9 protein-coding genes and 1 pseudogene are annotated in these 7,630 nt (G+C 61.1%); 4 read left to right on the forward strand and 6 right to left on the reverse strand.

Features of this window, described 5'->3' with window-relative positions; all coding sequences use genetic code 11:
- The 4 genes from MOV61_RS26645 to MOV61_RS26660 form a co-directional block, all read left to right on the forward strand.
- The coding region (locus MOV61_RS26645) for a flagellar basal body P-ring protein FlgI (protein ID WP_247138742.1) at positions 1 to 781 on the forward strand (781 nt) is incomplete at its 5' end.
- Positions 778 to 1,338 (forward strand): MotE family protein, encoded by a 561-nt coding sequence (locus MOV61_RS26650; RefSeq protein ID WP_247138743.1) that lies wholly within the window; start codon positions 778 to 780, stop codon positions 1,336 to 1,338. The genes MOV61_RS26645 and MOV61_RS26650, both read left to right, overlap by 4 nt.
- Positions 1,335 to 2,054, forward strand: a complete 720-nt coding sequence (flgH, locus tag MOV61_RS26655; RefSeq protein ID WP_038583651.1) for a flagellar basal body L-ring protein FlgH — start codon at positions 1,335 to 1,337, stop codon at positions 2,052 to 2,054. Before MOV61_RS26650 ends, flgH begins: the two co-directional genes overlap by 4 nt.
- Positions 2,055 to 2,096: 42 nt before the next feature.
- Entirely contained in the window at positions 2,097 to 2,612 is a 516-nt protein-coding gene (locus tag MOV61_RS26660) for a flagellar basal body-associated FliL family protein (protein WP_247138744.1), read from the forward strand.
- Between the two features lie 121 nt (positions 2,613 to 2,733).
- Here the strand turns inward: MOV61_RS26660 and MOV61_RS26665 are convergent, their stop codons facing one another.
- The 6 genes and pseudogenes from MOV61_RS26665 to MOV61_RS26690 form a co-directional block, all read right to left on the reverse strand.
- Positions 2,734 to 3,504 carry a cephalosporin hydroxylase family protein gene (locus MOV61_RS26665; protein WP_247138745.1) on the reverse strand — a complete coding sequence of 257 codons (771 nt, stop codon included), beginning with the start codon at positions 3,502 to 3,504 and terminating at the stop codon, positions 2,734 to 2,736.
- A complete protein-coding gene (locus tag MOV61_RS26670) occupies positions 3,497 to 4,558 on the reverse strand; it encodes a class I SAM-dependent methyltransferase (protein WP_247138746.1) in 1,062 nt (353 codons plus the stop codon). The genes MOV61_RS26665 and MOV61_RS26670 overlap by 8 nt, the downstream gene beginning before the upstream one ends.
- Positions 4,559 to 4,562: 4 nt before the next feature.
- Entirely contained in the window at positions 4,563 to 5,396 is an 834-nt protein-coding gene (locus MOV61_RS26675) for an NAD(P)-dependent oxidoreductase (protein ID WP_038539749.1), read from the reverse strand.
- Positions 5,393 to 6,616 (reverse strand): class I SAM-dependent methyltransferase, encoded by a 1,224-nt coding sequence (locus MOV61_RS26680; RefSeq protein ID WP_247138748.1) that lies wholly within the window; start codon positions 6,614 to 6,616, stop codon positions 5,393 to 5,395. The genes MOV61_RS26675 and MOV61_RS26680 overlap by 4 nt, the downstream gene beginning before the upstream one ends.
- Complete coding sequence (locus tag MOV61_RS26685; RefSeq protein ID WP_247138749.1) at positions 6,613 to 7,173, reverse strand: dTDP-4-dehydrorhamnose 3,5-epimerase family protein; 561 nt, start codon at positions 7,171 to 7,173, stop codon at positions 6,613 to 6,615. The genes MOV61_RS26680 and MOV61_RS26685 overlap by 4 nt, the downstream gene beginning before the upstream one ends.
- A pseudogene (locus MOV61_RS26690) lies at positions 7,170 to 7,630 on the reverse strand (CDP-glucose 4,6-dehydratase); the annotation flags it as partial. The gene MOV61_RS26685 and the pseudogene MOV61_RS26690, both read right to left, overlap by 4 nt.

A 7,630-nucleotide genomic window follows, 5' to 3' on the forward strand; every position in this document is an offset into this window, starting at 1 on the left:
GACCAGCTCGCTCGGCGACGCGACCTCGCTGCGCGGCGGCACGCTGGTGATGACCTCGCTTTCCGGCGCTGACGGCCAGATCTATGCCGTGGCCCAGGGCGCGCTGGTCGTATCCGGTTTTTCGGCCCAGGGTCAGGCGGCGACGCTGACCGAAGGCGTAACGACTGCGGCGCGGGTGCCGAACGGTGCAATTATCGAGCGCGAGCTGCCGTCCAAGTTCAAGGATTCGGTGAACCTCGTCCTGCAGCTCCGCAATCCGGATTTCTCGACCGCGGTGCGCGTCTCGGACATCGTCAACAGTTTCGCGGCACGCCGTTACGGTGGTCCGATCGCCGAGCCCCGCGATAGCCAGGAAGTGGTGATCGAGAAGCCGAAGAGCGCCGATCTGACGCGGCTGATGGCCGAGATCGAAAATCTCGTGGTTGAAACCGACACGCCGGCCAAGGTTGTCGTCAACGAACGGACCGGGACGATCGTCATCGGTGCGGATGTGAAGATCTCGCGTGTCGCGGTCAGCTACGGTACGCTCACGGTGCAGGTTACCGAGACCCCGCAGGTGATCCAGCCAGAACCGTTCTCGCGCGGCGAGACGGCGGTTCAGCCCCAGACGGACATCATGGCGATGAAGAACGGCGGCCAGGTCGCTCTCCTCAACGGTCCGGATCTCAGGACCCTGGTCGCCGGCCTCAACAGCATCGGCGTCAAGCCGGACGGCATCATCGCCATCCTGCAAGGCATCAAGTCCGCCGGTGCCCTTCAAGCGGAGCTCGTCCTGCAATGACCGAGACCCTGTTCACCATTTCCATATCGAAGAAGCTGGCGCGTCGGGTGCTTGCCGCCGCTGCTATCCTGACGCTGGTTTCTCAGGTCGGAGCGCAGCAGCCGGCTCCGGTCACCGAAGCGTCGACCAGCGACGAGATCCAGAAGTTCTGCACCAATATCGCCGATGCCGCGCGGGACCAGCGTTATCTCCTGCAGAAGCAGGAGCTTGAAAAACTGCAGGCGGACGTCGACGATCGCATCAAGGCCCTCCAGGATCGGACCACCGAATACCAGGACTGGTTGAAGCGCCGCAACGACTTCCTGGCACGCGCCCAGGCCGGCCTGGTCGACATCTTCAAGACGATGAAACCGGATGCGGCCGCGCCGCAGCTGGGAGAAATGAACATGGAGGTCGCGGCCGCGATCATCATGCAGCTTCCGGCCCGTCAATCGGCCCTTTTCCTCGCGGAAATGGATCCGCATAAGGCCGGCATGATCTCGACGATCATCTCTAGCGCTTCCGACCCGCATACGTCGAAAGCACGCGCTCCCAATGTTCCGAAAGTACCCTCATGACGAAACGCATTCCCGCAATCCTCGCCGTTCTCCTTCTGGCCGGTTGTTCCAGCCAGACGATCAAGGAAATCGGCAATGCGCCGGCGATGAGCCCGATCGGCAGCGGCCTGCAATATGCGCAGGCGCCGCAGATGTCGTCCTATCCGAAGCAGCCGCGGCAGATGGCCAGCGGCTATTCGCTGTGGAGCGACAACCAAGCCGCGCTTTTCAAGGATTCGCGTGCCCTCAACGTCGGCGACATCCTGACCGTCGACATCAAGATCAATGACAAGGCATCGTTCGACAACGAGACGGAACGCAACCGCAAGAATTCGACCAGCCTGACCTGGGGCGCCAACTTGAGCAATCTGTTCGGCTGGACTCCCAAGGCGGGGACGACTGGCGATCTGGGCACGGATTCGAACACGGATTCGCAGGGCAAGGGAACGACCAAGCGTGCCGAAAGCCTGAAGCTGCTTGTGGCTGCCGTCGTCACCGGTATTCTCGAAAACGGCAATCTCCTGATCAGTGGCTCACAGGAAGTGCGCGTCAACCACGAAATCCGCATTCTGAACGTTGCCGGTATCGTCCGGCCGCAGGATGTCGATTCCACCAATATGATCTCCTATGACAAGATCGCCGAAGCCCGCATCTCCTACGGTGGTCGCGGCCGCTTGACGGAAGTCCAGCAGCCGCCGGTCGGTCAGCAGGTCGTCGATATGTTCTCGCCCTTCTGACGGACCCGGGCGAAGGTCTCTTGATGTGAAAGTTTGAAGATCATGGCGGATGAAGCACAGGCGGCCGACGCTAAGAAAAAGAAGAACGGCACCATCATGGTCATTGCGGGCGTCGCGATCTTGACCGTGATCGGCGCCGGTGGCGGCTGGGTCGTCGGCGGCATGATCGCGCCGAAGGATCCGAACGCGCAGGCGCATCAGGCCGAGCCTGCGGCCGGCGAACACGGCGAAGCCGGCAAAAAGGAAGAGGGCCTTCCCCATATCTCAACCCAGGCCAATGGCGTCATTCTCCTCGAACCGATTACCACCAATCTCGCCTATCCGTCCGAGAACTGGATCAGGCTCGAAGTGGCGCTTGCGTTCAAGGGGCCGCCGGAACTGACGCTCGCGGAAAATATCCACCAGGATATTCTCGCCTATATGCGCACGGTCTCGCTGCAGCAGATCGAGGGTCCGCGAGGCTTCCAGTATCTCAAGGACGACATCAAGGAACGCGTCGATCTTCGCTCGCAGGGCAAGGTGGCCAAGGTGATGTTCCGCTCCTTCGTAATCGAATAGCGGTCGTCTCAACGACAAATCACGAAAAAAGCGGCCTGTAAGCGGCCGCTTTTTTCGTTTGGGTCGGATCTCTGTCCGATCGTGACTGCTCCTTCGGTTTACCGAAGGAGCGTCCTTTCGTTTAGCGGACCCGCTTCAGGAAGCCATCCGGGGCGACGGTAATCAGCAGCTTGTTCTCGATCGACTTATCGATCTCGAATTCCGGATGCGTCTTCAGATATTCGAAGACGGCCGTTTTCGGATTGTCGCCTGGTCCCCAGGGGCGATTGCCGGCCAGTTCCTTCGGAAGGTCCTCGACGACGGTGTCGAACACGACGCAATAGCTGCCGACGCTGGTGAGCGGGGCATAGAGCTTGAGTTCCTCGAGAACGTGCTCGTGCGTATGGTTGCTGTCGAGGCTGATCAGAATGCGAGAGTAACCGGCAGCGACCTTGCGGACCTGGTCCATGATCTCGGGCGCGATGCTGGAGCCCTGGATCATTTCGATCCGCGATGCCATCGGGTGGGCCTCGATCGCAGCCTTGTTATGGGGGCGGATGTCGATGTCGATGCCGAGAACCTTGCGCTTCGGCTTGGCCGGATCGACGACTTCGCCCTTTTCGGCCGCTTCGGACAGTTCCAGCAGCGCCAGCATCGAGGCGCTGAGGATGAGGGAGCCGCCATGGGCAATGCCGGTCTCGATGATCAGGTCGGGCTTTACCGTCCAGATCAGCTCCTGCATGGCTACCATGTCCTGCGGATACTGGATGATCGGTCGGCCGAGCCAGAAATAGTTGTAGGAATATTGCGAGGCGATCGACGTGCGCATGAACTGCGCGGCGCTATCGGTAAGTTCCTTGTTTCCAGGGACGGCAGCGACGCGGGCTTCAACTTCCTTGGTGAAATCACTCATTGTCGATCCCCACATAGGTATAGGCATTGTGAGACAGCATTCGAATTTCCTCGAGATAATTGGAGTTCATGACGTAGATGGTCGAACCGTGGGGAAGTTTCGCCAGGGCCTGGTCCGGCGATTGCACCATCAGGCCGGTTGCGGGCAGGAATTTGCCCTGTTTGGCGGGATTGATGTCGATGACCATGTCGACCGGCTGCCCCTGACGGGATTTCAACAGCGAGAAGGTCACCCCCTTCGACGCGCCGCCCCAGATCGCCGAACTGTCGCCCGCGGCAATTCGGTCGCCCAGCGTGCGGGTGAAGTCGGCGGGAAACGCGACGCGATCGGTTTCTTCACGCACCGGCGGCCGCAACGAGTCCAGCTCGGCCACCACATAAAGGTACTGCCCGCCGAAAACCCGACCGCTTTCGATGACATTGCCGAAGATCCGATGGAAATCGGACAGGCGGAAATAATTGACGTGCTCGTAGAACACGTCGAACCAGGCGCGATGTTCCATGATCCAGTCGAAGCAGGGTACTTCGATATAGATGCGGCCCTTGCCGCCGTTCGCCTTGCAGAGTTCGACGAGGAAATCATACGGGCTCTGGATATGCTCCAGCACGTGGCGAAGGATCAGCCCCTCGCCTTGGACGTCGACGCCAGCCTCGAAATAGTGTCGTTTCACGCGCGGGTTCGTGCCCTCGTAGGTGGGATCGAAACCGGTGAGGTCGAAGCCTTTTTCGAGCAGCATTTCGAGGAAGAGGCCCTTGCCGCAGCCAACCTCCACCAGGTTCTCGCGGCCCATCGTCCGCTCGACGATACCGGCCACCATTTCCAGATGCTGGTGGAAATGCCGGCTGACGCCCTGTTCGTTATTGTAATTGCCGTCGTAGTCCATGAGCTTGGGGTCGAACGCATCGTTGTAGATGAGGCCCGTCGTCATGTCCTGCACCAGGCGGATATCGCCCTTGGCGCAGCCTTTGGCTTCCGCTGCCGTGGGATAAACGCGGTTCTGGAAGGTCGGCAACTGCGGCTGTTCGTAAAGCAGCAGGGTATCTTTCGTCGTCATGTCATCACCTCGTTAATCCCACAACGCAGGGAGGATCCACCAGATTGTCGGGACGGACGCCGAATCGCAGGAGATCGCGTCGACCATACTCGTCGGCCAACCGCTCGGCTATCTGCCGCACGGTCACCGGAATTCCGGAACAGATGTTGGCTGCTCCCGTTCTGTCGCCAAGTCCGATATCGGCGATCTGCCTTCCGGCTTCCCGAACGTCCAGGAAGTCGCGGATCTGGTTGCCGCTGGTCAAATCCACCGGTTTGCCTGCGGCGAGCTGGGCGCGAAGGTAGGGAAACAGCCGTCGCTCGTCTTCACCTTCGCCGAAAAGATAAAAGAGCCGGCACCAGGCAAAGCTGATCCGGTGTAGCGGCAGCCATTGCGACAGGGCCATAAACACCGCGGCTTTCGCGCCGGCATAGGGGCTGATCGGCCGCAACGGCGTGTCGGTGGCGAGCATGCCCACCGAGACGTCATATTCGAAACACGTGCCCACGCCGACGAACCGTTTGACGCCGGCGATTGCCGCGCCCTGCGCCATCCGCAACGTGCCTTCGAGGCAGACGATGTTTTCTGGTGACTGCAAATATTTGCCGGGTTCGGCGTACCAGGCGACATGTGCGACCGTATCGACGCCGTCTAGGGCCTTCGCCCACCACTCGACCGGCTCGCGGAACAGGTCCGGCGTCCGCACGATGCTCTCGACGGCGGAGAGATCGCCAAGCCGGCTTTCCGCTGTTCCTTCGCGTAAAATCACCCGGACGCGCGCACCGGATTCGGTCAGCGCCCGCAGCACCTGCCGGCCGACAAAACCTGTTCCCCCGGTAAGCAGGACGAGTGGCGTCATATGATCTTCAGTTCCGGCACGGCGGTTACGAACCTGGTGCCCTGATCGGCAAGCGAGGCCAGCTGCTGACGGACCTCGGTCGCGATGTTCCAGGGCAGGATCATCACATAGTCGGGCCGGCGCGCGACGATCTCGTCCGGGTGCAGGATCGGGATATGGCTGCCGGGCATGAACTTGTTCTGCTTGGCCGCTGCGGCATCGCAGACATAGGGGAGGAGGTCCGGTTTGACGCCGGCAAAATTCAGAAGCGTGTTGCCCTTGGCTGCGGCGCCATAGGCTGCGACCGTCTTGCCCTCGCGCTTTGCGTCCAGCAGGAAGGCGAGCGCGTCGTTCTTGACCTTTTCGGCCTTGGCCTGGAAGTCGGCATAAGTGGCCGCTGTCTGAAGACCGCGGCGCTGCTCTTCGCCGAGAAGTGCGGTAACCGCCTCCGTCGTCCGGCGCGAATCACCCGCATGGCATCCGTAGACGCGCAGGCTGCCGCCATGGGTCGGCAATTCCTCGACGTCGAAGACGCGTAAACCCGCCGCTTCGAAGATCTTTCCGACCGTGAAGAGGGAGAGATAGGAGAAGTGCTCGTGATAGACCGTATCGAACTGATTGTGCTCGATGAGCCGCATCACATGCGGAAATTCGAGCGTCACCGTGCCGCCGGCCTTCAGCACCGCCTTCAGACCGCGCGTGAAATCGTTGATATCGGGCACATGCGCGTAGACGTTGTTGCCGAGGATGAGATCAGCACTCTTGCCCTCGTCGGTCAACGTCTTGCCGAGTGCCTCTCCAAAGAACTCCCGTCGGACCGGGATGCCAAGCGCTTCGGCGGCTTCCGCCGTGCTTGCCGTCGGTTCGACGCCGAGGCAGAGAATGCCAGCCTTGACGAAGTTCTTCAGCAGATAGCCGTCGTTCGACGCGACCTCGATGACCATGCTGTCCTTGTTAAGGCCGAGACGAGAGGTGATCATCTCGACATAACGGGCTGCATGGGCGAGCCAGCTCGTCGAGGCACTGGAGAAATACGCATATTCGGCACTGAAGAGCGATTCGGCCGAGGCATAGTCCTCGGTCTGGACCAGCCAGCATTCCTCGCAGACCTGTAGCCTCAAGGGAAAATAGACTTCCGGCCTAGAGAGGTCCTCGGCGGTCAGATAGGCGTTGGACGGCGGCGCGAAGCCAAGGTCCAGGAAATCGCAGCGGAGTCCGGTCCCGCAGTGGCGGCAGTTCATGGCGTCAGTCCCGTGAATTGTAATGTCAGGAAGGAATGGCCGCGATCACGATCCGACATTTCGGTGATCTCCAGCGGCCAACTGATGTCGAATGCAGGATCCTGCGCGTTCAGCGCACCTTCCGAACTGGACGCATAGGGCATCGAATGGAAATAAACGAGCTCACAGTCGTCGGTCAGCGCCTGGAAACCGTGCGCAAACCCTTCCGGGATCAGCAGCGAGCGGCGGTTCTCGGAGGAAAGCTCCTGGGCATGCCATTTCAGGAAGGTCGGAGAATCCTGTCTGAGATCCACCGCGACGTCGAAGACCGCGCCGCGCAGGCAATTGACCAATTTCATCTCGGCATGCGGAGGGTGCTGGAAATGCATGCCGCGCACGGTGCCTTGCCGCGCAGTCATCGTCAGGTTGATCTGGGCGATCGGCTTTGCCCAGCCCGCCGGCGCCAGTTCGTCTGCGCAGAACATGCGCGACAGGAAGCCGCGCGAATCACCGAGATTTTGACGTTCGACGAGCTTCAGGCCGGCAAGCGGCAGATCGGTGACGGTGAAGCGGCTCAAGGGCGTGCCTCGTATTCGTCGATTTCGGCTTCGCAAAGGGCGCGGGCGTCGGCGCCGTCATTCTGCGCACGATACCATCTCATCGTCCGGTCGACAGCCTCCGCCAGCGACCAGCGCGGTTCGATGCCCAGCATATGCCGCGCCTTGGCCGTTTCCAAGGCAAGCCAGCCCGCTTCGTGCGGCCCTTCGGTGCCGTCGCCATATTCCACATCGCCACGGCCGTAGGAGCTGCGGGCGATCTCGATCACCTGGCGCACCGGTGCGGCTTCATGGCTGATCGGGCCGAAATTGAAGGCATCGCCAATCGCGGGATCGCTCCACAGACGTTCGGCAAGCACGAGATAGGCCGAGAGCGGTTCGAGCACGTGCTGCCACGGGCGCTTGGCTTCCGGCCGCCTGACGCTGAGGGTATTGCCGGACTGCCAGGCGCGCACCGCGTCCGGCAGCAGACGGTCAG

Source organism: Neorhizobium sp. BETTINA12A, from assembly GCF_023006485.1.
In the GTDB taxonomy this organism is placed as follows: domain Bacteria; phylum Pseudomonadota; class Alphaproteobacteria; order Rhizobiales; family Rhizobiaceae; genus Neorhizobium.

What these genes read in the sequence shown, in the direction of transcription:
- MOV61_RS26660 (WP_247138744.1), top strand. Translation starts at nt 2,097, where the DNA reads ATGGCGGATGAAGCACAGGCGGCCGACGCTAAGAAAAAGAAGAACGGC.
- flgH (WP_038583651.1), top strand. Translation starts at nt 1,335, where the DNA reads ATGACGAAACGCATTCCCGCAATCCTCGCCGTTCTCCTTCTGGCCGGT.
- MOV61_RS26670 (WP_247138746.1), bottom strand. Translation starts at nt 4,558, where the DNA reads ATGACGACGAAAGATACCCTGCTGCTTTACGAACAGCCGCAGTTGCCG.
- MOV61_RS26680 (WP_247138748.1), bottom strand. Translation starts at nt 6,616, where the DNA reads ATGAACTGCCGCCACTGCGGGACCGGACTCCGCTGCGATTTCCTGGAC.
- MOV61_RS26675 (WP_038539749.1), bottom strand. Translation starts at nt 5,396, where the DNA reads ATGACGCCACTCGTCCTGCTTACCGGGGGAACAGGTTTTGTCGGCCGG.
- MOV61_RS26650 (WP_247138743.1), top strand. Translation starts at nt 778, where the DNA reads ATGACCGAGACCCTGTTCACCATTTCCATATCGAAGAAGCTGGCGCGT.
- MOV61_RS26665 (WP_247138745.1), bottom strand. Translation starts at nt 3,504, where the DNA reads ATGAGTGATTTCACCAAGGAAGTTGAAGCCCGCGTCGCTGCCGTCCCT.